The following is a 21,720-nucleotide window of genomic DNA, read 5'->3' as shown; positions in this document are numbered from 1 at the left end:
ATCGGGTGCGGTGAGGAGGGGTGCTCAGCCGCCGCTGTGGTGCAGTTCGGCCGCCGCCAGCTCTTCGCGGAACGCCTCGTCGAGGTCGCGGCTCTCGAGCCAACGATCGGGCAGGGACGGCTTCTTCGGGCTGCCTGCGCGACCGCGCGGGCCCTCGGCGTCGGCACCCGGGTAGGCGAGGGACCAGTCGAGGGTGCCGAGCAGGTCGTCCATCTCGGCCAGAGTGCCGACGGCCGCGAGGGAGGCTCGCGTGTCGCCCCCGACGGGATAGCCCTTGAAGTACCAGGCGACGTGCTTTCGGATGTCGCGGCAGGCGCGGTCCTCTTCGCCGAAGAACTCGACGAGCAGTTCGGCGTGGCGACGGAACGCCTGCGCGACCTCGCCGAGCGTCGGCTCGGCGTGCTCCTCCTCGCCACGGAAGGCAGCGGCCAGGTCGCCGAACAGCCACGGACGCCCGAGGCAGCCACGGCCGACGACGACGCCGTCGCAGCCGGTCTCGTCGACCATGCGGAGGGCGTCGGCGGCCGACCAGATGTCGCCGTTGCCGAGCACCGGGACGCTCGTGATCGCGCTCTTCAACTCGGCGATGGCCGACCAGTCGGCGTGGCCCGAGTAGAACTCGGAGGCGGTGCGGGCGTGGAGAGCGATGGATGCGACCCCGGCGCCCTCCGCAGCGCGGCCGGCCTCCAGGAACGTGAGGTGGTCGGAGTCGATGCCCTTGCGCATCTTCACCGTGAGCGGGATGTCGCCGGCCGCCTTGACCGCGCGCTCGACGATGTCGCGGAACAGCCCCAGCTTCCAGGGAAGGGCGGCGCCGCCGCCTTTGCGCGTGACCTTGGGGACGGGGCAGCCGAAGTTGAGGTCGATGTGGTCGGCGCGATCTTCGGCGACGAGCATCGTGACGGCCTCGGCCACCGTGTTCGGTTCGACGCCGTAGAGCTGGATGCTGCGGGGTGTCTCGCTCTCGTGGTGAGTGATGAGACGCATCGACTCGGGGGTGCGCTCGACCAGGGCACGGCTCGTGATCATCTCGCTCACGTAGAGGCCGGCCCCGTACTCGCGGCAGAGGCGACGGTAGGCCGTGTTCGTGATGCCGGCCATCGGAGCGAGCACCACCGGGGAGTCGACCGCGATACGGCCGATCTGCAGGGCGGGGGCGACGGAGCTCGTCGCGTGAAGTGTCGTTGTCATCGGGATCGATTATCCCATCCCGGTGCAAGCCTCCCTCGGCCCGGTCCGCTGTTGTGGACGAATGCCGGCTCCGGAATGCCCTGGGGAGAAGAGGTGTTGCGATCTGCGTGACCGAACTCGACGACTCGTCCCTCGACCTCTCCCCCGCTCTCGGTACGGAGGGAACGGCCCGAGTGCTGGCGGATGCACGGGGTCGCGGCCTGGCCGTCGAGATCGTCGAGCGTCCGGAGGCCGGCAGCCTCGACGACGCAGCGGCGCTCCTGGGGCTCCGGCCACGGGACATCGTCAAGAGCCTCGTGGTCAAGCGGCACGACGGATCGTTCCTGTTCGCCCTGGTGCCCGGCGACCGTCAGATCTCCTGGGCCAAACTGCGGGCCGTCGTCGGCGTCAACAAGTTGTCGATGCCCTCGGCCGACGTGGCCCTGGAGGCCACGGGCTACGAGCGCGGCACCATCACGCCGCTGGGCAGCACGACGGCCTGGCCGGTGTACGCCGACGAGCGGATCGTCGGACTCCGGGTCGCCCTCGGAGCCGGTGCGCACGGTCGGAGCGCCTTCGTCGATGCCGATGCGCTGATCGCCGCCTACGGGGCGACCGTCGCCGACGTCACCGATCCGATCGCTCCCCGCTAGAACTCTCACCCGCGAGAGCCCTGACCCGCGAGAGCTCTGACCCGCCGGAGCGGCGGGCAACGGGGCGAGACGCCCTCGTCAGGGCGAGGCACCCTCGTCAGGGCGAGACGCCCTCGTCAGGGTGGGACGCCCTCGTTAGAGCGAGGCGCCCTCGTCGAGGGCTGCGATGACCGCCCGGCTCGATGCGGCCGCGGCCTCGTCGGGGCCGGGTTCGATGTTCGGCGACTCGGGGTCTTGGTCGGTGGCCGCATCCGCGAGGGCGGCTGCGGCGCCCGGGGCTTCCGACGCGGCTGCGGCACCCGGCAGGAGGCACGAGTCGCCTTCGCACGCGGCAGCGTCTGCCGCGCCGAGCATGGTGAAGGGGCTGGTCGGGGAGGAGCTCATCGGGTGACCTCGGCCGGTGCATCCTCGCCTCGGGGGCTCTGCTCGTCGCCGGCGGTCTTCTCGGACGCCACCTGGCTGAAGACCTGCCCGAACGTCGCGGGATCTTGCGCGCCCGACACGCCGTACTTGTTCTCGAACACGAAGAACGGGACGCCGTTGATGCCGTACTCGACGGCCTGGGCCTGGTCGGCGCGGACCGCCGCGAGGTACTGGTTGCTCTCGAGGGCCGCGACGGCCGCCTCGCGATCGAGCCCCGCTTCGGCGGCGATGTCGGCGAGCACGTCGATGCGGCCGAGGTGCCGCCCCTTCTCGAAGTACGCGGACAGGAGCCGCTCGACGACGTCGAGCTGGGCTCCGTTCGCCTTCGCGAAGTGGATCAGCTCGTGGGCCTTGACGGTATTGGTGTGGTGGAGGGAGTCGTAGTCGTAGTGCAGGCCGACGGACTCGGCGATGCCGAGCATGTTGTCGAGCATGCCCTTCGCCTGCTCGCGCGGGAGGCCCTTGTGGGTGGCGAGGAAGTCGACCTCGTCGCCCTCGAAGTCGACGGGGGTGTCGGGCGAGAGCTCGAAGGAGTGGTACTCGACCTCGACCTTCCCGTCGAAACCGGCGACCGCCGTCTCGAACTTGCGCTTGCCGACGAAGCACCACGGGCAGGCGATGTCGGACCAGATGTCGACCTTGATGGTGTTGCTGCTGCTGTCGTTCACAATGCCCGCAACGTATCTTCTTCTCGCTGAATTCCCGCTGACCCCTTCGGCAGCCTTATGGGATTCGCGATCCACCACCTGGCCGTGATCGGCCTCGACAAGACCCGCACGACGTGCCGAGCGCTGTCGGCCTCCGACCTGGCCCGATGTTGATCGACTGCTGCTGCCACAGCGTCGACGACACGAGGCCACTCGTGTCGAACGTGACTGTACGTCAACCGGAGAACATGCCGGCCCTCGGTTGTGATGACGAGATCCTTGCTGCGATCGGCTTCGAAACGGTCCTCGTGGAAGCGCCGACCGTCCACCTCGATGGCTAAGAAGCCCTCGAGGACCAGGTCGATGAATTGTCCGTTCGCCAAAGGCACCTGTGCCTGCAGTCGGTAGCCGAGCTGCCGAAGGCGTGTTCTCACGATGCTCTCGATGAGACTCTCGGCATTCGGGTCCACCCACTCGACGATGCGGGATCGACACGATGGAAGCAGGCTGATGACTTCGATGACGTGCTCCCGCGGGAACTTCCGCGACTGGAGAGCCCAGTCGAACACTGCGACAGCCTCGTCGAACGGCAGATCTCGGATCGCGCGCGTTAGGGCGTCCCGCTGATCAGCCTCCGCCACGGTGCCTCGCTCGACGACTTCAGGACCGTCCCAATACACGACCGCGCCATTGGGGAGGCCGCGGGGTCGTCGTGCGTTCCGGGGGACGGAGATGTGCAGTGCCGGCTTTTGCCACAGCCAGGCGCCGAGGCGACTCAGAACCGAGACGCTGGTCAGCCGTCCTCCGAGACGCACAGCAGCCACGCGCGGGTCGGAGTCGGGAAGGGTCGTGTATTGGCCGCGCCTGAGCCGTCGCACGGCACCCGATCGGACTGCCTCAGAGAGCTGGCGGTCTTTGATGCCCTGCCCGCACAGGTCCGCGCGGGTGACGAACCCGCCGAGGGCATCGACGAGTTGCTGCACCGAATCCATGAGGCGAGAGTGCCGTGCGGACGGGGCTTGCGCGGGCGCTAACGAGCATCTGGGGAAAAGCAGACGACAAGAAAGGGCTGTGGAGAACAAGGCACGGTGGTCTCGGAAGGAAAATCGGCACCAAACCGGCTCTGGGAGCCCATTTGGTGCCGATTTTCCTTCGGAAGCAGCGGCGGCGCCGCGGCGGCTACGCGCCGAGCAGCTGCCCCGCCAGATACCCGGGCAGCGCCGACAGCGCGATGCGCTCCTGCGCCATCGTGTCGCGCTCGCGCACGGTCACGGCGTCGTCCTCGAGCGAGTCGAAGTCGACGGTGACGCAGAACGGCGTGCCGATCTCGTCCTGGCGGCGGTAGCGGCGGCCGATCGCGCCGGCGTCGTCGAAGTCGATGTTCCAGTACTCGCGCAGGGTCGCGGCGACCTGGCGCGCGAGCGGCGAAAGCTGCTCGTTGCGCGACAGCGGAAGGACGGCCACCTTGATCGGAGCGAGCCGGCGGTCGAGCCGCAGCACCGTGCGCTTGTCGACCCCGCCCTTCGCGTTGGGCGCCTCGTCTTCGTGGTACGAGTCGACCAGGAACGCCATCAGCGCGCGGGTCAGGCCGAACGCGGGCTCGATCACGTACGGGGTCCAGCGGGTGTTCGCGGCCTGGTCGAAGTACGACAGGTCGACGCCGGATGCCTTCGAATGCGTGGTGAGATCGAAGTCGGTGCGGTTCGCGACGCCCATGAGCTCGCCCCACTCGTTGCCGGTGAAGCGGAAGCGGTACTCGAGGTCGACGGTGCGCTTCGAGTAGTGCGAGAGCTTCTCGGCCGGGTGCTCGTAGCGACGGATGTTCTCGGACGAGACGCCGAGGCCGAGGTACCACTGCTCGCAGGCGTCGATCCAGTACTCGAACCACTCGTCGTCGGTGCCGGGCTCGACGAAGAACTCCATCTCCATCTGCTCGAACTCGCGGGTACGGAAGATGAAGTTGCCGGGCGTGATCTCGTTGCGGAACGACTTGCCGACCTGCGCGATGCCGAACGGCGGCTTGAGCCGCGACGACGACAGCACGTTGTTGAAGTTGACGAAGATGCCCTGTGCGGTCTCGGGGCGGAGGTAGGCCATGCCCTGCTCGTTGTCGACCGGTCCGAGGAACGTCTTCAGCAGCCCGGAGAAGTTCTGCGGCTCGGTCCACGAGCCCTCCTGGCCGGTGTCGGGGTCGCGGATGTCGGCGAGGCCGTTGACCGGGGGATGCCCGTGCTTGGCCTCGTACGCCTCGAGGAGGTGGTCGGCGCGGAAGCGCTTGTGGGTGTGCAGCGACTCGACGAGCGGGTCGGAGAAGACCTCCACGTGCCCGGACGCCTCCCACACCTTGCGCGGCAGGATGACCGACGAGTCGAGGCCGACGATGTCGTCACGGCTCTGCACCATGAACTTCCACCACTGCTTCTTGATGTTCTCCTTCAGCGCGACGCCGAGGGGCCCGTAGTCCCAGGCCGACCGGGAGCCTCCGTAGATCTCGCCCGCTTGGAAGACGAACCCGCGGCGCTTGGCCAGGGCGATGACGGAATCGAGACGGTTCGGTGCTGCCACGTGTGATGCTCCAGAGAGGTTGTGCCCCGAGCTGGATGCGCGGGGTCCGAGGTTCCGAGCAAGCCTAGCGAAGCGCAGCCGCAGGCCGTGGCGCAGGCGCCGCCACGGGCTGGCTCGCCAGCGCAGCCGCGGGCCGGAGCGCCGCCGCGACCCGCTCCACGTCCGCCACGTCGTTCCACAGGTGGAACGCCACCCGCACCCGGCCGGCACGGCCCGACACCACGAGCCCCGCCGCGGTCAGCGCCGCAAGAGCCGAACCCGTGGGGTCGGCCCAGGTCACGATGGCCTGATGCTGTTCGGGGATCCCGAGGGCTCGGCACAGGGCATCCCCCAGCCCCGAGGCGTGCTGCCACACGGCGGCCGGGTCGAGAGAGGCGAAGAGCGAGAGGGCGGGATGCGCGCCCACGAAGGCCTGCCAGGCCGGCGAGACGTCGAACCGCCGCGCCGACGAGGCGAGCTGTTCCTCGGGCCCGTAGCAGCTCTCCCACACCGACTCCCCCGCGTACCACCCCGCCTGGATCGGACGCAGCAGCTCCGCGAAGGAGGCGGAGAACGTCGCGAAGGCCACCCCGCGCGGACAGCACAGCCACTTGTAGGCGTGCGTGACGGTGGCGTCGTACCTCGAGGCGTCGACCGGCATGACGCCCGCGGCCTGCGTGAGGTCGACCAGCGTCCGGGCACCGTGCGCACGTGCCGCCCGCACGATCGCGGCGTCGTCGGCCACGGCGCCGGTGGCCGACTGCACCAGGGAGTAGGCGACGAGCCAGGTGTCATGCGTGATCGACGCCGCGAGGGCGTGCAACGGAACACAGCGCACCCGCACCCCGCGGTACCGCTGCTCGAGGAAGGGGAACACCACCGAGCTGAAGTCCCCCTCGACGCACAGCACCTCGGCCCCGTCGGGGACGGCGGCGGCCACGACGGAGACCTGCGCCGATGTCTGCGAGCCGATGGCGACGCGACCGACGTCCACGCCGACGATCCTCGCGAAGGCGCCCCGGGCATCCTCGACGATGTCGCCGTAGGCAGCCGCGGAGGCGCGACCCGACGCCCAGGAGTCGAGGTCGCTCCGCAGCGCCTGCGCCGTCTCGACCGTCGGCAGACCCATGGTGCAGGCCGCCAGATAGCCGGGCCCTGCGACGAAAGAAGCCCGGGCTGATTCCAGCGAGACGGGGTGCGTGGTCATGAGCCCAGCCTGCGCGACGCCCACCCATCACACAACGGCAGGCTATCCATGCACTTCATAACCGGTGCTTATGCTTGCCTCATGGACACGACGCTCGATCTGCTCGACCTCCGCCTGGTCCGCGCCCTCGCCGACACCGGCAGCATCACCGCGGCAGCGACCCTGCTCGGCTACAGCCAGCCGGCCGTGACCCAGCGTCTGCGCCGCGCCGAAGACCACCTCGGCCAGCCGCTGGTCCTCCGTTCCGGCCGCGGCATCGTCCTCACGGAGGCGGGGCGCCGTCTGGCGCAGCACGCCGTTCACGTGCAGACAGCCCTCGACGCGGCCACACAGGATCTGGAAGAGCTCGCCGGCGGCGCGACCGGCACCCTGCGCCTGGCCGGATTCCCGAGCGCCTCGCCGACGGTGGTCCCCCGCATCCTCGCCCTCCTGCGCTCCGCCCACCCGCGCCTCACGGTCACGTACGTCGAGGTCGAACCTCCCGAGGCCGTCGCGCTCCTCGCCGACGGGTCGGCCGACCTGGCCCTCACCTTCCGTTATCCGGGCGATGGGCGCGACGAGGATGCCCGGGGCTCCGTCATCGAGACACCCCTGTTCCGCGACACGACGCTCGTCGTCGCTCCCCGCGGCACCTTCGACGGAACCGACAGCGCCCACGGCGTCGACCTCGCGCGCCTCGCCGGACAGCGCTTCATCGGCGGCTGTCCGCGCTGCCGCGGCCACCTCCTGAGCCTCTGCCGCACGGCCGGCTTCGAGCCCGAGATCGTGCTCGAGACGGACAACGCGCTGGCCGTGACGGGCCTGGTCGCCGAGGGGCTCGGAATCGCGCTGCTGCCGTCGCTGTCGCTGCTGCCCGCGCATCCCCCGGTGGGTGTCGAGGTCCGGGCCCTGCCCGCCTCGGGCGATCGGATCGTTCAGGTGGCGCACGCGGCCGGAGCCGAACGGATCCCGGCGGTCCAGGCCGCCCTCGTGGCCATCGGCTCGCTGGACCCGGCCGCGTTCGGCCTCCGTCTCGCGAGCTAGTCTTGGACGAACCGCTTTTGGACGAACCACTTTTAGACGAACCACTGCTCCCCCACGGAAGGCACCACCGCGTGCGACGGAAGATCCTGGCAACGACGCTCGTCGCCGCCTCCCTCCTGGCTCTCACGGCCTGCTTCCCCACCGTCGGCACGCTGACGCCGCTGTCGCAGGGTTCCGGGTCGAGCGGCTCCTCGGGGTCGACCACTGCGCCTCAGCCTCAGGTCACCGGCGGCACGGGCTCGGGGTCGGGCACCTCGGGCGTCGACCCCCAGACGCTGGCGCCCGGCGGCACCCTGCTCAACCAGGTCAACTACAAGTCGCTCACCATCTACGTCTACAAGGTCGGCGAGCTCACGACGACGGCGCCCTCGATCTTCGCGCACCCGAACGGCGACGACCCGTACCCCGCCGGCACCAAGGTCTACGTCACGGCCTACGTGCTGACGAACACCTCCAGCCAGCGGCTCGACCTGACCGATCTCAGCGCCGACTACTCCTCGTACGGCAACAAGCTCGCGGGGCAGGACACTTTCGCCGGCCAGGACCTGCTGACCCAGAAGGGCTACAGCACCGATCTGTCGACGCAGTTCCCGGCGGGGTCGAGCACCTGGTACCTCCTGCCGGGCAAGGGCGTCGTGTTCGCGAACGCCTGGTTCAATCGGCCGTCCGACCCACCGCTGACGCTGCAGTTCCTCTGGCCGTCGGAGCGCATCTTCCTGGGCGCGAACATCACCTTCTGACCCGGGTCGGGGCGTGCATCCCCCGGCTGCCCCCTGCGCGTTTCGCAGGCCGTCGCGGCGCGCCCCCGTCAGCCCGGCGTGCGCCCCCAGGCCCGGCGAGTCATGCCCTTCGTTTCGGCACGAACCCGCCGGCATTCCGCGGGGCTTCCGCCGAAACGACGGGGCTCGCGAGACGGGAGGCGCAGGGACGACTGACCACCCCCGACCCGGCATGACCCGCCAGACCCTCCTAGTTGCGCCCTTCGTTTCGGCACGACCCCGCGCATCCGGCGAGTTGCGCCCTTCGTTCCGGCACGAACCCGCCGGCATTCCGCAGGGGGTTCGCCGAAAACGAGGGGGCAGGGGGACAGCGGGGACGGGCAGGGCAGTGCGGACAGGGACGGCAGCCATCGGCCCGCCGGGCATCTGCCGAAACGACGGGGACGGGACGGGCATCCCCCGCCCTGTGCCCTATTTGGCGACGGGAGCGTCGACGGCGCCTCCGAAGCGGCGACCCCGCTGCGTGTAGAGGTCGATGGCTCCCCAGAGGTCGGCGCGGGTGAAGTCGGGCCAGAGCTGGTCGAGGAAGACCATCTCGGCGTAGGCGGACTCCCAGAGCTGGAAGTTCGAGGTGCGCTGCTCGCCCGAACTGCGCACGAACAGGTCGACGTCGGGAAGCTGCGGCTGGTACAGGTGCCGCTGGATGACCTTCTCGGTGATCCCGTTCGGCTTGAGCCGGCCCGCCGCGACCTCGTCGGCGATGGAGCGCACGGCGTCGGTGAGCTCGTTGCGGCCGCCGTAGTTGACGCACATGTTCAGGGTCATCGTGGTGTTGTCGCGCGTCGCGTCCTCGGCGACCTGCAATTCGTTGATGACGGAGGCCCAGAGTTTCGGACGCCGGCCCGACCAGCGGATGCGCACCCCCCAGGCGTTGAGCTGCTCACGGCGGCGGTGAAGGACCTCGCGGTTGAAGCCCATCAGGAAGCGCACCTCTTCGGGCGAGCGCTTCCAGTTCTCGGTGGAGAAGACGTACACGCTGAGGTGCTTGACGCCGACCTGGATCGCACCGGCGACGACCTCGAGCAGGGCCGCCTCACCGGCACGGTGGCCCTCGATGCGGGGAAGACCCCGCGCGTTCGCCCAGCGTCCGTTGCCGTCCATGACGACGGCGACGTGCTGCGGCACCGACCCCGCCGGGTAGACGGGCGGGGTGCCGCCGGCGAAGTCGAGCGGCTTGTAGTCCATCTGCTTCGGCATGAGCTTGCGGCCGAGGAAGCCGCGGCGGACGGGTGCCGCGGCAGGCGGTACGGCAGCGGCGGATGATCCGGCAGACGACCGCGAGTCGTCGGCGGTCGCGTCGGCGGACGGGGTGGTGCTGCTCACGAGAGGACTCCTGGGGTGGTGCCGGCGATCGCACGCGGAACGGTGCGGTCGAAGTGCTGGAGCGAACGCAGGCCGCGTTCGAGGTGCCATTGGGTGTAGGCGGCGACGACCCCGCTGGCCTGGTTGCGCGTGCCCTCCGGGGCGGCCTCGGCTGTCGCCCAGTCGCCGGTGAGGAGCGCGCCGAGGAGGGCGAGCGTCGCCACGTCCAGTCGCGGTGCCCCGGGAGGCGCGGCCGCATCGCTCACGACTCCGCCGAGTTGCACGACGAACGCCGAGTGCGGACCCGGCTCGCCGGTCACGGCGCAGTCGCCGAAGCTCGGTGACCAACCGGCCACGCTCAGGGCACGCAGCAGATACGAGTCGAGGGTGAGCTGCGGGTCGTGCTCGCGCCGGGCCAGCGCCCGCAGAGCTCCGACGAGGAGGAGGTACTGCTGGAGACCGGCCTCGGCGTCGGTGAGCTTGTCGGCCGTCTCGACCATGACGTTGGCGGCGGTGTAGCAGCCGTAGTCGGAGACGATGTCGGCGCCGTACGAGCCGAGCGACTCGGCCTGCGTCACGATGTCGAGGCTGCGCCCCTCGTAGAGCTGCAGGTCGGCCACCATGAACGGCTCGAGGCGTGCACCGAACTTCGACGCGGTGCGCCGGACGCCCTTCGCCACGGCGCGGATCTTGCCGTGCGACCGGCTGAGCATGGTCAGGATGCGGTCCGCCTCACCCAGCTTGTGGGTGCGCAGGATCACGCATTCGTCTCGGTACACGGGCACCCCTCCAGTATCCCCCGCGTGGAAGAATCGACGGATGTCCGCCACGGCTCTCACCATCCCCCTCTGGGCTGATCTTCTGGCCGTGACGATCGGCAGTCTGCAGGGGGCGCTGTTCGCGAGCCAGTTCCGGGAGCGACGCGTCGACCTGTTGGGGGTCGCCATCATCGGCACCGCGACGGGGTTGGGAGGGGGCATCCTGCGTGACCTGCTCCTCGGGGAGGTGCCGAGGGCGCTTCAGACGAACGGGTACCTGGCCGTGGCCGTGCTGGCCGCATTGCTTGGGATGCTCCTGCAGCGGTTGTTCTCGAGGCTCGCCGGATTCATCACGGTGCTCGACGCCCTGACGATCGGGCTGTTCGGAGCGATCGGGTCCACCAAGGCCCTGGCGATGGGCCTGCCCGAGATCCCGGCCGTGTTCGTCGGGGTCGTGTCGGCTGTGGGCGGGTCGGTGCTCCGCGACCTCCTGATGAACCTGACGATCGCGATGATGCACGTCGGGTCCCTTTATGCGGTGGCCGCGTGCGCCGGGACCGCCGTGCTCGTAGCCCTGGTGCGGTTCGGCGTGCCGACGCTGCCGGCGGCGATCGCGGGGGCGACGACCACCGTGCTGATCCGACTGCTCGCGGTGCGGTTCGGGTGGACGCTGCCCGAGCAGCGGGCGCTCTCGCGGCTGCCGCGGTGGCGGCGACCTCGCTAGCTGCCTCTGTATCGGCAGCCGCGCGCGCGCGGACGCGAAGCGCTCCCGACACGACAAACGGCTCGAAACACCTGTAGCTACTGGTGTCTCGAGCCGCTTGTGGTGTCGCGAGCGGAAGGACGTGACTACGCGGTCGCGAACTCCGGCTCCGCCGAGACGGTGCGCAGCGCCCGGTTCACCGCCGACACGATGGCCTTGAGCGACGCCGTCGAGATGTCGGCGTCGATGCCCACACCCCAGAGGCGGGTCCCGTCGACGTCGAGCTCGACATAGGCGGCGGCCTGGGCATCCCCCGACGCGGCCAGCGTGTGCTCGACGTAGTCGTACAGCTTGACCCGCACGCCCTGCCCGGCCAGCACGTCGATGAACGCGGCGATGGGACCCGAGCCGACACCGGTCGCGGAGACGACCGAATCGCCGACGCGCAGGTCGACGTCGAGGTGCGTCTCACCGGACAGGTCGCTGCGGGTGCCGGTGCGAGTCAGCTCGAAGCGGCCCCACTTGTCTTCGGGGTCGCGCGCCGGCAGGTACTCGTCCTGGAAGATGCCCCAGATCTGCTCCGACGTGACCTCGCCGCCTTCGGAGTCGGTCCGGGTCTGGACGACACCGGAGAAGTCGATCTGCAGCTTGCGCGGCAGGTCGAGGGCGTGGTCGGTCTTCAGCAGGTAGGCGACGCCGCCCTTGCCCGACTGGGAGTTGACGCGGATGACCGCCTCGTACGAGCGGCCCAGGTCTTTCGGGTCGACGGGCAGGTAGGGCACGGCCCAGACCAGGTCGTCCACCGACTTGCCCTGCGACGCGGCCGACGCGGCCATCGCCTCGAAGCCCTTCTTGATGGCGTCCTGGTGCGAGCCGGAGAAGGCCGTGTAGACCAGGTCGCCGGCCCAGGGGCTTCGCTCGGGGACCGGCAGCTGGTTGCAGTACTCGGCGGTGCGCTTGACCTCGTCGAGGTCGGAGAAGTCGATCTCGGGGTCGATGCCCTGGGTGAACAGGTTGATGCCGAGCGCGACGATGTCGACGTTGCCGGTCCGCTCGCCGTTGCCGAAGAGGCAGCCCTCGATGCGGTCGGCGCCGGCCATGTAGCCCAGCTCGGCGGCGGCGATCGCCGTGCCGCGGTCGTTGTGCGGGTGCAGGGACAGGACGACGTCGGAGCGGTGCGCCAGGTTGCGCGACATCCACTCGATGGCGTCGGCGTAGACGTTCGGCGAGGCCATCTCGACCGTGGCCGGCAGGTTGATGATCACATTTCGCTCGGGAGTCGGCTCGAACACCTCGATCACGGCGTTGCAGATGTCGCGCGCGAACTCGAGCTCGGTGCCGGTGAAGCTTTCCGGGCTGTACTCGTAGTAGACGGTGGTCTCGGGAATGGTCGCCTCGGCCGCCTTGCAGAGTCGGGCCCCTTCGAGGGCGATGTCGATGATGCCCTGCTTGTCGGTGCGGAACACGACGTCGCGCTGCAGGATGCTCGTCGAGTTGTACAGGTGCACGATCGCCTGCTTGGCGCCCTTGATCGACTCGTAGGTGCGGTTGATCAGCGTCTCTCGCGCCTGGGTCAGCACCTGGATCGTGACGTCGTCGGGGATCGCGCCGTCGTCGATGAGGCTACGGACGAAGTCGAAGTCGGTCTGCGAGGCCGACGGGAATCCGACCTCGATCTCCTTGTAGCCCATCTTGACGAGCTGGTCGAACATGATGCGCTTGCGCTCGGGGCTCATCGGGTCGATGAGCGCCTGGTTGCCGTCGCGCAGATCCACAGCGCACCAGCGCGGGGCCTTCGTGATGCGCTTCGTCGGCCAGGTGCGATCCGGCAGCTCGACGGCGATCTGCTCGTGGAAGGGCACGTACTTGTGGATCGGCATGCCCGAAGGCTTCTGGGTGTTCTTCATGATCTGGTCAATCCCTCTTCGTCAAAGTGTGTCAGCCAACGACAACCACCGCGACGAGGGAGGCCTTAGATCGAGGTCTCGTCGCGGCAGCTAAGGAGGAGCAGGCCGAACAGCACGGATCGACCCTAGCACCGCTCCGGCACGACAAGCGAGAAGCCACAAGCAAGCGGCCACGAGCGAGAGGCCACAACCCACAACCCACGAGCCGGAGCGGGGGATGCACGCCCCGCGTCAGCCCGACACCGATCGGATCAGCCGCGGGATCTGTCGGACCGAGAGGTCGGGCAGATACGCACGACCCAGCGCGGTCCCGATCGCCGGGAGCTGCAGCGGGTCCGGGAAGGCCATGACGAGCGGCACGAACTCCGGCTGGAACTTGAGCTTGAAGGTCAGCAGCGACTGGAACCCGTAGGCGGGCTCGAGGGTCCGCGCGAGGAACGCCATGAAGCGCTCGGTCGTCGAGTCGGGGGACGGCTCGGCGTCGGCCGGTGCCGGAGGCGTCGCCAGCGGCGCGGCGGACAGGCTGAGGAACTCGATGCCCTCCTCCTTGGCCCGGAGCGCGGCCGAGGCGATCAGGAACTCCATCACGCCGTTCATCCCGTCGGGCAGCCGTCGCATGAAGTCGAGAGTCCAGCCGATGACCTCCCCGTCGCGGTACGAGGGCAGCCAACTGGTGACCGCGAAGACGCGGTCCTCCTCGTCCAGCGCCAGCATCAGGGCGACGTCGCGGTCCATGAGCTCGTCGAGGCCACCCAGGGTGAACCCCATCTCGGGCAACCCCTTCTCGGCGACCCACTGCTCGCTGATGTTCTCGATCTGGCGTGCGACCACGGGCCGGAGGTCGACGTACCGGGTCCACTCGGCCCGAACACCCGACTTCGCGGCCCGGTTGATGCTCGAGCGGACGTCCTGCCACTTCTTCCCCTGCATCTGGAACGTGGCCGGATGCAACACGGTCTCCTCCGCGACGGGTAGCGTCGACCAGCCGAGACGGTGGAAGAGGGGCGAGAGGTCGTCACGCACGCTGTAGAACACGGGCGTGAGACCACGGTCGTCGCACCACCGGGCGAAGTCGAGCACCGTCGACTCGACGCGGTCGGGCAGGCAGAGGGGATCCCCCGTGGTCAACGCCGTCGACCCCACGACGCGATAGGCGACCGCCGCCTCGCCGTCGTCCGAGACCCAGTACGAGTTGCCCTCCCAGGTCGCCATGTGCGCGAGGGTTCCCTCCACGCCGCGGTGGAGGATGCGCGTGACGGCCGAGCGACTCTGCACGGAGGCCCCGACACGGGACCCGCGCGACGCCACCACGAGCATCCCCACGATCAGCACGAGCCAGAAGACCGGGCCGATCGTGTGGAAGACCACGCGCAGGGGGCCGTCGACCGGAACCGGACCCAGGTTCCGAAGCCCGAGGAAGCCGACCGGGACGAAGCGCTCGGGGGCCGACACGAGGAGGCCGGGGAGATCGATGCGCGGGCTGAAGGAATCCTCGAAGAAAGTGCCGGCGACGACGTAGCCGATCGCCAGGACCAGGAAGGTGCCGACCAGGACGAGGACGAACCGGACGACCAGCGGACGCGGCGTCGGCACGGTGAAGTGACGCAGGAACACGACGAGGACCACTCCGACGGCCAACGGCGCCGCTGCTCCGATCGCGATGACGAACAGGTGTTCGGCCCGCTCCCCCGGGGCCGCGACGGCGGTCGTGACGTGGACGGGAAGGACCGCGAAGGCGGCTGCGGCCAAGACGGCCAGCACGAAGTTGACGAGCGCCGCGATCCAGACCGCGAGACGGCGGCCGCGGCGGATGAGGAGGGCGGCGAGCAGCAGCGTCACGAGAGGCAGGATGCTGAGCAGGACGGTGCCGGGGCCGTGCAGTCCGCCGACGGCGTAGTCGCGCGCGCAGACGGCGCCGTGTCCGGTGGGGTCCTGGGCGACGTGATGCAGGGCGGCGGCGCAGAAGCGGGACAGGTGGTCGTTCGGCAGCCGGTCGGCGAAGAGGACGCCGAGCGGAGCCAGTACCCCGATCGGCGCCCGCGTGACGATCGTGACCAGCGGACCGAGGGCGGAGATCGCGACCAGGGTCGACAACAGGACCCGGGCCTCGTGGTGCGTCGAGCGGTTCCAGCGCCCCGGCCGTGGTGCACCGCGACGGAGCAGCCGCCCGAGAGCCAGCCCCGCGACGGCGCCGACGAGCGCATACAGGCCCGAGGGATGCCCGTCGTAGAGGAGGAAGGTCGTGATGCCGGCGAAGCCGAAGAGGCGGATCCGACGACGCCAGAGCGAGCCGGCGAAGGCACTGGCGGTCATGATCGTGCCGAGCGCCGGAGTGAACGGGTGAAGCGTCGTGTCGTAGGCGACAGCCTTCGCCCAGCCGTTGTCGAGAGCCAGTCCGAGCGCCTGCACGCCGGCGCCGACCAGGGTGGCCACGATGCCCGTGACGAGGTACGCGATGAGCGCCCGTCGGTGCCCGATCCTCCGCTCCGACGCCCCGACGAGGACGAGGACCGCTACGACCGTGAGCAGCAACGACGGCAGGCTTCCCGCGAAGAGCACGGAGGCCAGCGTGAACAGCCAGGCGGTGAGGGTCGCGTGCCCGTCGATCCCAGCGCCCACGAGGTCCGTGAGCCAGTCGGCCGGGCCCCGCGCGAGGCTGCCCGACACGATCGCCAGCACGGTCACGAGGGCGGCGATGACGACGCTGACGGGCTGGGCGCGGACGAACGCCGCGAGACGGCGGCCGATGACGCGGAGAGCAGCGACGACGCTCGTCACTCGGACACCACCGATTTCGACAGTCCGAGCCGGGGATAGAGGAAGCCCAGGCCGTGCGAGAAGCCGTTGGTGGCCGTCGTCCAGTCGTGAGCGCTGCCCGGTGAGACGTAGCGGGTCACGTGCATCCCCGCTTGACTCGCGAGAGCGGTCATCACGTCGGTGTTGCGGCTGTAGACGGCGTCGTTCTGCCCGGCGGCGAAGAACGCCACCGTGTCTTCATAGGGCGCGTTCGCCTTCATGATGGCTTCCGGCTTGGCCGCGTCGAAGGCGGCCGTCGAACCGCCGAAGCCCTCCTGGATCGCCTGGGCGTCACTGCCGAGGGTGGGGTACTTCTGGCCCGAGACGTCGATGAACGACCCGAAGAGCGTGGGATGCGCGGCAGCGAACTGGATCGAGCAGGTGGCTCCTTGCGAGAACCCTCCGATCGCCCAGGCCTTGGCGCCCTTCTGCACGTGGAGGTGCCCGAGGATCCAGTCCGGCACGTCGCGAGTGATGTACGTCGCGCTGTTGCCGAGCGGGCCGTCGACGCACATCGGGTTGTTCGACGAGGCGCCGAGCTGGTCGGGCACGACGACGATCGGGGCGAGGCCGTGGTTCTTCTTCGCCATCGCGTTCATGATCTCGGGGACGTGGCCGGAGGTCATGACCGACGACGGGCTCGCCGGCTGACCCGAGAGCAGGATGACGACGGGGAGGGCGGGAGCGTTGGCGACGAGAGCGGCCGGGGGCAGGTACACGAGAGCCTTGCGAGCCGAGAAGTGCGAGAGGGTGCCCGGGATCGTGACGGAGCCGACGCGCCCGCGCTTGGCCATGATCGCCGGCGCCTTCCAGGTCGCGTAGAGGTCGGAGTCGACCCCCGTGACTCCGGTGTGGGCGGGTCGGGGCAGCACGAGCGAGGCGGTGGTGTCGGTGCCGAGGAGCTGGCCGACCGTCAGGTACTCCCCCACGTCGTTGTTGATGGCGAGACCCGAGGCCAGCGCGATCGCCACGATTCCGAACGCGGCGATCACCCGGCGGATCCAGGTCGTACCGATCAGGTTCACGACCCCCACGCAGATGCCCGCGACCAGCACGCCGGTCCAGATCCGGTCGACCCAGGTGGGTGGCACGTCGAACGCGTTCTGCACGTCGCCCACGTACCAGATGACCGTGCCGCCGATGGCGGAGCCCAGGATCGCGGCGATGATCACGTGGCGCCACCAGGTCTTCCGCTTCCGCGGCTTGATCACGAGGAGGACGGCGAAGATCCCGGCGACGATGTAGCTGATGACAAGGGTGGGAGTGGCGAGGAGCGAGAGGTGTGACACGGACATAATGATCACGGTCCGGCTCCTGTGCGGAGGCTGGAAGCGCCGTCGCTTTCAGCAATCCGATTGCAATGCGTTATCCGACTGCGACCTTGGAGCGCGCTACGACGTCAGGCCGTGCTCGTAGGCGAACACGACGAGCTGCACGCGGTCGCGCAGCGAGAGCTTGGCGAGGATGCGCGAGATGTGCGTCTTGACGGTCGCCTCGCTCAAGAACTCGAGGCGAGCGATCTCGGAGTTGCTGAGGCCGCGAGCCGCCGATTGGAAGATGTCGCGCTCTCGCGTGGTGAGGGTGCCGAACTCCGCCGGAACCACCTGGCTGCCGGCGCCACGCCGGTCGAAGTGCTCGAACAGCTCGCGCGTGGCGGAGGCGGCGATGACGCTCGTGCCGGAATGCACCGTCCGGATCGCGGCCAGGAGGAACTCGGGATCGCTGTCCTTCAACACGAAGCCGCTCGCGCCGCCGCGGATGGCGCGGGTGGCGGCCTCGTCGAGGTCGAAAGTGGTGAGCACGAGGATGCGCGGGGGACGCCGCTGTTCGCGATCCGCCTGCTCGAGGATCGCCGCGGTGGCCGCGATCCCGTCCATGACCGGCATCCGGATGTCCATGAGCACCACGTCGGGGCGAGTGCGGGCGACGACTTCGACGCCCTCCTCGCCGTCTCCGGCCTCCCCGACGAACTCGAGGTCCTTCTGCGAGGAGACGACCATCCGGATCCCCGCGCGGAACAGGGCCTGGTCGTCGACGAGCACGACCTTGATCGTGGCCGTGCCGCTCGCGGCCTCGGTGTCGTGCGGTGCCGTGGTCATCGGAGTCGGACCTCCTGGGTCAGTGCGGTGGACGGGATGGTGGCTCGGACGATGAAGCGCCCGCCGCCCTGGTGAGTGGTGAGGCTGCCGCCGCTGAGAGCGGCTCGCTCGCGCATCCCCGGGAGACCGTGTCCGCCGCGGCGTTCGTCGAGCCGCACCATACCGTGCGAGGGCGTCGTCGACGGGTCGAACTCGGGCGGGGGCAGCAGGGTCGAGGCGATGACGACGTTGAGGTCGTCCGGTCGCCAGTCGAAGACGATGTCGACCGTGGCCCTCGTGTCGCCGTGCCGCAGCACGTTCGTCAGGGACTCCTGCACGATCCGGTAGATGGCGAGCTGACGATTGCTGCCGAGCTGGGCGGGGGTGCCGCTCGAGCGGAGGTCGATCGAGAGGCCGGCGGCCGTCATCTGCTCGACGAGCTTCTCCAGGTCGCTCAGGACGGGCTGCGGGGCGGCCCCCTGGCTGTGGCGGAGCTGGCCGAGCAGCACTCGCACCTCGCCGAGCGCCTCGCGGGCGGTCGAGGCGATGGTCGTCAGCGACTCCTCGGCCGAGGTCGGGTCGGAGCGGTACATGTAGCGGGCGCCGTCCGCCTGGGCGATGACGACGGCCAGCGAGTGGGCCACGACGTCGTGCATGTCGCGAGCGATGCGGGTGCGCTCCTGCTCGATGGCGATGTCGAGCTCGGCACGGACGGCTTCGCGCTCGGCCCGCGCCGCGTCGCCCTCGGCCCGGGCGGCCTCGCGCTCCGCCACGAGCTGGGCGTCGCGGCTCTCCTGGGCGGCGTAGCGGGTACGCACGAGCTGGCCGCCGACCCAGGGCAGGCCGAGCAGGGCGAGGAAGCCGAGGAAGGTGATGCCGATCTGCAGCAGCACCTTCACGAAGTCGTCGATACTGGCGATGTCGTGGGTCACGCCGAACACGTCGACGCGCGCGAAGACGACGTAGAACATGCCGACGACGGCACCCACGCCGACCGAGAGGAGACCCAACCAGCGCACCTGGTTCGAGCCGTAGGCGGCGGTCGCGTACAGGACGATGGGGATGGCGAGGTTCGAGACCTGGGCCCCCGACAGCGTCAGCATCTCGAACGCGGCGGTCGCCCAGACGAGAGAGAGGGCGATCGGCGGCGACAGTCGTCGGAAGACCAGAGCGACGACCATTCCGAGCGTCACGACGAGCGAGAAACGACCCTGGTGGATGTCGAAGGCCAGGGGCGCGATGCCGATCACGAGCGCGATCACGAGGTCGACGACGACCTGATGGCGCTGCAGACGGCGGATGATCACCCTGCAACGCTACGGCCTCCGCCTTCCGACGACGAGCCGGGGCCGGCCCTACGCGACCCGCGGCTCCCCCGAATCATCCCGGCGATGTAGCCCGGGAGAGTCGAGACGCTGCAGGACGGCAGGCGTCAGAAACCGAGGCGCCCCAGCAGTTTGGCGTCGCGCTGCCAGTCTTTCGCGACCTTGACGCGGATCGAGAGGAAGACCTGCTTGCCGACCAGCGGTTCGATCTGCGCACGGGCGCGCTCGCCCACTTCGCGCAAGCGCTCGCCCTTGTGGCCGATGATGATGCCCTTCTGGCTGTCGCGCTCGACGAACAGGTTCGCGAAGATCTCGACCAGCTCGCGGTCGTCGCGTTCGACGATGTCGTCGATGGTCACGGCCAGGGAGTGCGGCAGCTCGTCTTGCACGCCCTCGAGCGCCGCCTCGCGGATGTACTCCGAGACGCGGTCCTCCAAGAGCTCCTCGGTCACGACGTCGCTCGGGTAGAGCTGGGGCGACAGCGGCAGCAGCTTGGTGAGCTCCGTCGTCAGCGTGTCGAGCTGGATGCGGCTCACCGCCGAGATCGGCACGATCGCCTCCCAGTCGCGCAGGGCGCTGATCGCGAGGAGCTGCTCCGCCACCGCCGGGCGCGACGCGGCGTCGATCTTCGTGACGATCGCGACCTTCTTCGCCCGTGGGAACGCGTCGAGCTGCTCGTTGATGAAGCGGTCTCCCGGCCCGATCTTCTCGTTCGCGGGGATGCACAGGCCGATCACGTCGACGTCGCCGAGGGTCGACTGCACCACGCTGTTGAGCCGTTCGCCGAGCAGGGTGCGCGGGCGGTGCATCCCTGGCGTGTCGACCAGGACCAGCTGGCCGTTCGCGTGGTGGACGATCCCCCGGATCGCCCGCCGCGTGGTCTGGGGCTTCGACGACGTGATCGCGACCTTCTCGCCGACCAGGGCGTTGGTCAGCGTCGACTTGCCGACGTTCGGGCGCCCCACGAACGAGATGAAACCCGCGCGATAGTCGGCGGGATGCTCGGGGCCGGTGCCCTCGGGAGGAGTGGTCGTGGTCATCGGGGCATCCGCTCGTCGGTCTTCGTGGTCTTCGTCTTGGTGGCCGGTGTCTTCGTCTCGCCGGCCGGCACCGTCTCGCCGGCGAACGCCGCCAGGCTGTCGGTCAGCATCGGATCGCGCCGGACCAGGACGGTCTGGAGGTCGCGCCGCCGGCCCTCGGTGTGGTTGGCGGTGAGGATCAAGCCGGACACGGTGACTTCGGAGCCGCGCTCGGGGAGCCGACCCAGTGCCTTCGTCAGCAACCCTCCCACGGAGTCGACGTCGTCGTCGTCCAGTTCGATGCCGAAGAGGTCGCCGAGTTCATCCACGGGCATCCGGGCGCTCACGAGCTGGACCCCCTCGGAGATCTCGCGGTGCTCGACGACGTTCTGGTCGTACTCGTCGTCGATGTCGCCCACGAGCTCCTCGATGAGGTCTTCGAGGGTGACCAGACCGGCGATCCCGCCGTATTCGTCGACCACCATCGCCAGGTGGTTCTTCGCCGCCTGCATGTCTCGGAGGGTCTCGTCGGCGCGCTTGGACTCGGGCACGAACAGGGCCGGTTTCGCGAGGTCGGCGGCCGTGCGCACGGCGTCGTCGCGGCGTTCGTGGACGAACCGAGCCGCGTCACGCAGGTACATCACGCCGAGCACGTCGTCGCTGTCGCGACCGATGACGGGGATGCGCGACACGCCCTTGCCGAGGAACACGCTCATGGCCGCCTCGACGTTCTGGTCGCCGTCGATCGTGACCATGTCGGTGCGCGGCACCATCACCTCGCGCACGACGGTCTCGGAGAACTCGAAGATCGAGTGGATGAGGGTGCGGTCGTCTTCGTCGAGGACCTCGAGCTCGGTGGCCTCGTCGACCATGCTGAGCAGCTGCTCTTCGGAGGAGAAGGAGGCCGTGCGCGGACGGCCGGGGGTGACCCAGTTGCCGACGATCACGAGGGCGTCCGCCAGCGGGCCGAGCACGACGCGGATGAACCGGACCGGAAGCGCTGCGAAACCGATGATGCCGACGGCGTGGGCGCGGCCGACGCTGCGCGGGCTGGAGCCGACGAGCACGAACGAGACCGCGGTCATGATCAGCGCCGAGAGGAGCAGCGCCCACCACCACTCGCGGATCGAGTAGGCGAAGGCGAGCGAGACCAGCACGGCGGCCGCGGTCTCGGCCAGTACCCGCACAAAGTTGATGGCGTTGACATGGGCCCCGACGTCGTCCGCGATGGCCACGAACGACTTCGAGCGCCGCGGCGCGTGCTCGGCCATCTCGAGGAGGTCGTGCCGGCTCACGACCGTGAGGGCGGAATCGGTCGCTGCGAGCACGCCGCCGAACACCACGAGGAGCACTGCGACCGTGACGAAGAGGGCGATCATCATGGGC

General features: G+C 69.5%; 19 protein-coding genes. 4 read left to right on the top strand and 15 right to left on the bottom strand.

What is annotated here, in order from left to right:
- Positions 1-24: 24 nt before the first annotated feature.
- Positions 25-1,191, bottom strand: a complete 1,167-nt coding sequence (gene dusB / locus ABEA39_RS02980; protein ID WP_345373043.1) for a tRNA dihydrouridine synthase DusB — start codon at positions 1,189-1,191, stop codon at positions 25-27.
- A 107-nt stretch (positions 1,192-1,298) separates the two neighbouring features.
- Between dusB and ABEA39_RS02975 the strand changes: the two genes are divergently transcribed.
- Positions 1,299-1,823, top strand: coding sequence for an aminoacyl-tRNA deacylase (locus tag ABEA39_RS02975; protein ID WP_345373041.1), 525 nt, complete (start codon positions 1,299-1,301; stop codon positions 1,821-1,823).
- Positions 1,824-1,958: 135 nt separating this feature from the next.
- Here the strand turns inward: ABEA39_RS02975 and ABEA39_RS02970 are convergent, their stop codons facing one another.
- From ABEA39_RS02970 to ABEA39_RS02950, 5 genes are all read right to left on the bottom strand, one after another.
- Positions 1,959-2,207: a hypothetical protein gene (locus ABEA39_RS02970; protein ID WP_345373039.1), complete on the bottom strand. Its 249-nt coding sequence runs from the start codon at positions 2,205-2,207 to the stop codon at positions 1,959-1,961.
- Positions 2,204-2,914 carry a DsbA family oxidoreductase gene (locus tag ABEA39_RS02965; RefSeq protein WP_345373037.1) on the bottom strand — a complete coding sequence of 237 codons (711 nt, stop codon included), beginning with the start codon at positions 2,912-2,914 and terminating at the stop codon, positions 2,204-2,206. Before ABEA39_RS02965 ends, ABEA39_RS02970 begins: the two co-directional genes overlap by 4 nt.
- Positions 2,911-3,885 (bottom strand): type IV toxin-antitoxin system AbiEi family antitoxin domain-containing protein, encoded by a 975-nt coding sequence (locus ABEA39_RS02960; protein ID WP_345373035.1) that lies wholly within the window; start codon positions 3,883-3,885, stop codon positions 2,911-2,913. The genes ABEA39_RS02965 and ABEA39_RS02960 overlap by 4 nt, the downstream gene beginning before the upstream one ends.
- Positions 3,886-4,072: 187 nt before the next feature.
- Positions 4,073-5,458 carry a glycine--tRNA ligase gene (locus tag ABEA39_RS02955; protein ID WP_345373033.1) on the bottom strand — a complete coding sequence of 462 codons (1,386 nt, stop codon included), beginning with the start codon at positions 5,456-5,458 and terminating at the stop codon, positions 4,073-4,075.
- Between the two features lie 64 nt (positions 5,459-5,522).
- Entirely contained in the window at positions 5,523-6,644 is a 1,122-nt protein-coding gene (locus tag ABEA39_RS02950; RefSeq protein WP_345373031.1) for an aminotransferase class V-fold PLP-dependent enzyme, read from the bottom strand.
- A gap of 81 nt (positions 6,645-6,725) precedes the next feature.
- On the opposite strand from ABEA39_RS02950, the gene ABEA39_RS02945 reads away from it, so the two are divergent.
- Both ABEA39_RS02945 and ABEA39_RS02940 read left to right on the top strand, forming a co-directional pair.
- Positions 6,726-7,667, top strand: coding sequence for a LysR family transcriptional regulator (locus tag ABEA39_RS02945; RefSeq protein WP_345373029.1), 942 nt, complete (start codon positions 6,726-6,728; stop codon positions 7,665-7,667).
- A gap of 71 nt (positions 7,668-7,738) precedes the next feature.
- A complete protein-coding gene (locus tag ABEA39_RS02940) occupies positions 7,739-8,407 on the top strand; it encodes a hypothetical protein (protein ID WP_345373027.1) in 669 nt (222 codons plus the stop codon).
- A 450-nt stretch (positions 8,408-8,857) separates the two neighbouring features.
- On the opposite strand, the gene ABEA39_RS02935 is transcribed toward ABEA39_RS02940, so the two are convergent.
- Positions 8,858-9,643, bottom strand: coding sequence for an isoprenyl transferase (locus tag ABEA39_RS02935; RefSeq protein ID WP_425556917.1), 786 nt, complete (start codon positions 9,641-9,643; stop codon positions 8,858-8,860).
- A gap of 122 nt (positions 9,644-9,765) precedes the next feature.
- Positions 9,766-10,533: a DNA repair protein RecO gene (gene recO / locus ABEA39_RS02930; RefSeq protein WP_345373025.1), complete on the bottom strand. Its 768-nt coding sequence runs from the start codon at positions 10,531-10,533 to the stop codon at positions 9,766-9,768.
- Positions 10,534-10,567: 34 nt separating this feature from the next.
- Here recO and ABEA39_RS02925 point away from each other — a divergent pair, with 34 nt between their 5' ends.
- Positions 10,568-11,230 (top strand): trimeric intracellular cation channel family protein, encoded by a 663-nt coding sequence (locus tag ABEA39_RS02925; protein WP_345373023.1) that lies wholly within the window; start codon positions 10,568-10,570, stop codon positions 11,228-11,230.
- A 125-nt stretch (positions 11,231-11,355) separates the two neighbouring features.
- Here ABEA39_RS02925 and leuA read toward each other — a convergent pair whose 3' ends face one another.
- The 7 genes from leuA to ABEA39_RS02890 form a co-directional block, all read right to left on the bottom strand.
- The gene (gene leuA / locus ABEA39_RS02920; RefSeq protein ID WP_345373021.1) at positions 11,356-13,116 is read right to left on the bottom strand and encodes a 2-isopropylmalate synthase; all 1,761 of its coding nucleotides are present in this window, start codon (positions 13,114-13,116) and stop codon (positions 11,356-11,358) included.
- 231 nt (positions 13,117-13,347) lie between these two features.
- A complete protein-coding gene (locus tag ABEA39_RS02915) occupies positions 13,348-15,894 on the bottom strand; it encodes a bifunctional lysylphosphatidylglycerol flippase/synthetase MprF (RefSeq protein ID WP_345373019.1) in 2,547 nt (848 codons plus the stop codon).
- Positions 15,891-17,207 carry an alpha/beta hydrolase gene (locus ABEA39_RS02910; RefSeq protein WP_345373017.1) on the bottom strand — a complete coding sequence of 439 codons (1,317 nt, stop codon included), beginning with the start codon at positions 17,205-17,207 and terminating at the stop codon, positions 15,891-15,893. Before ABEA39_RS02910 ends, ABEA39_RS02915 begins: the two co-directional genes overlap by 4 nt.
- A 96-nt stretch (positions 17,208-17,303) precedes the next feature.
- Positions 17,304-18,011, bottom strand: coding sequence for a response regulator transcription factor (locus ABEA39_RS02905; protein ID WP_345373015.1), 708 nt, complete (start codon positions 18,009-18,011; stop codon positions 17,304-17,306).
- Positions 18,008-19,297, bottom strand: coding sequence for a sensor histidine kinase (locus ABEA39_RS02900; RefSeq protein ID WP_345373013.1), 1,290 nt, complete (start codon positions 19,295-19,297; stop codon positions 18,008-18,010). The genes ABEA39_RS02905 and ABEA39_RS02900 overlap by 4 nt, the downstream gene beginning before the upstream one ends.
- 125 nt (positions 19,298-19,422) lie before the next feature.
- The gene (era, locus tag ABEA39_RS02895; RefSeq protein ID WP_345373011.1) at positions 19,423-20,355 is read right to left on the bottom strand and encodes a GTPase Era; all 933 of its coding nucleotides are present in this window, start codon (positions 20,353-20,355) and stop codon (positions 19,423-19,425) included.
- Complete coding sequence (locus tag ABEA39_RS02890; RefSeq protein ID WP_345373009.1) at positions 20,352-21,716, bottom strand: hemolysin family protein; 1,365 nt, start codon at positions 21,714-21,716, stop codon at positions 20,352-20,354. Before ABEA39_RS02890 ends, era begins: the two co-directional genes overlap by 4 nt.
- Between the last annotated feature and the right edge of the window lie 4 nt (positions 21,717-21,720).

This window comes from Frondihabitans cladoniiphilus (genome assembly GCF_039544345.1).
GTDB lineage: Bacteria > Actinomycetota > Actinomycetes > Actinomycetales > Microbacteriaceae > Frondihabitans > Frondihabitans cladoniiphilus.
This window is presented reverse-complemented; position numbering and strand designations above follow the sequence as displayed.

Bases quoted from the DNA above. Each gene is read 5' to 3' on its own strand.
- dusB (WP_345373043.1), bottom strand. From the start codon at position 1,191: ATGACAACGACACTTCACGCGACGAGCTCCGTCGCCCCCGCCCTGCAG.
- ABEA39_RS02970 (WP_345373039.1), bottom strand. From the start codon at position 2,207: ATGAGCTCCTCCCCGACCAGCCCCTTCACCATGCTCGGCGCGGCAGAC.
- ABEA39_RS02960 (WP_345373035.1), bottom strand. From the start codon at position 3,885: ATGGATTCGGTGCAGCAACTCGTCGATGCCCTCGGCGGGTTCGTCACC.
- ABEA39_RS02950 (WP_345373031.1), bottom strand. From the start codon at position 6,644: ATGACCACGCACCCCGTCTCGCTGGAATCAGCCCGGGCTTCTTTCGTC.
- ABEA39_RS02945 (WP_345373029.1), top strand. From the start codon at position 6,726: ATGGACACGACGCTCGATCTGCTCGACCTCCGCCTGGTCCGCGCCCTC.
- ABEA39_RS02935 (WP_425556917.1), bottom strand. From the start codon at position 9,643: ATGCCGAAGCAGATGGACTACAAGCCGCTCGACTTCGCCGGCGGCACC.
- ABEA39_RS02925 (WP_345373023.1), top strand. From the start codon at position 10,568: ATGTCCGCCACGGCTCTCACCATCCCCCTCTGGGCTGATCTTCTGGCC.
- leuA (WP_345373021.1), bottom strand. From the start codon at position 13,116: ATGAAGAACACCCAGAAGCCTTCGGGCATGCCGATCCACAAGTACGTG.
- ABEA39_RS02910 (WP_345373017.1), bottom strand. From the start codon at position 17,207: ATGTCCGTGTCACACCTCTCGCTCCTCGCCACTCCCACCCTTGTCATC.
- ABEA39_RS02905 (WP_345373015.1), bottom strand. From the start codon at position 18,011: ATGACCACGGCACCGCACGACACCGAGGCCGCGAGCGGCACGGCCACG.
- era (WP_345373011.1), bottom strand. From the start codon at position 20,355: ATGACCACGACCACTCCTCCCGAGGGCACCGGCCCCGAGCATCCCGCC.
- ABEA39_RS02890 (WP_345373009.1), bottom strand. From the start codon at position 21,716: ATGATGATCGCCCTCTTCGTCACGGTCGCAGTGCTCCTCGTGGTGTTC.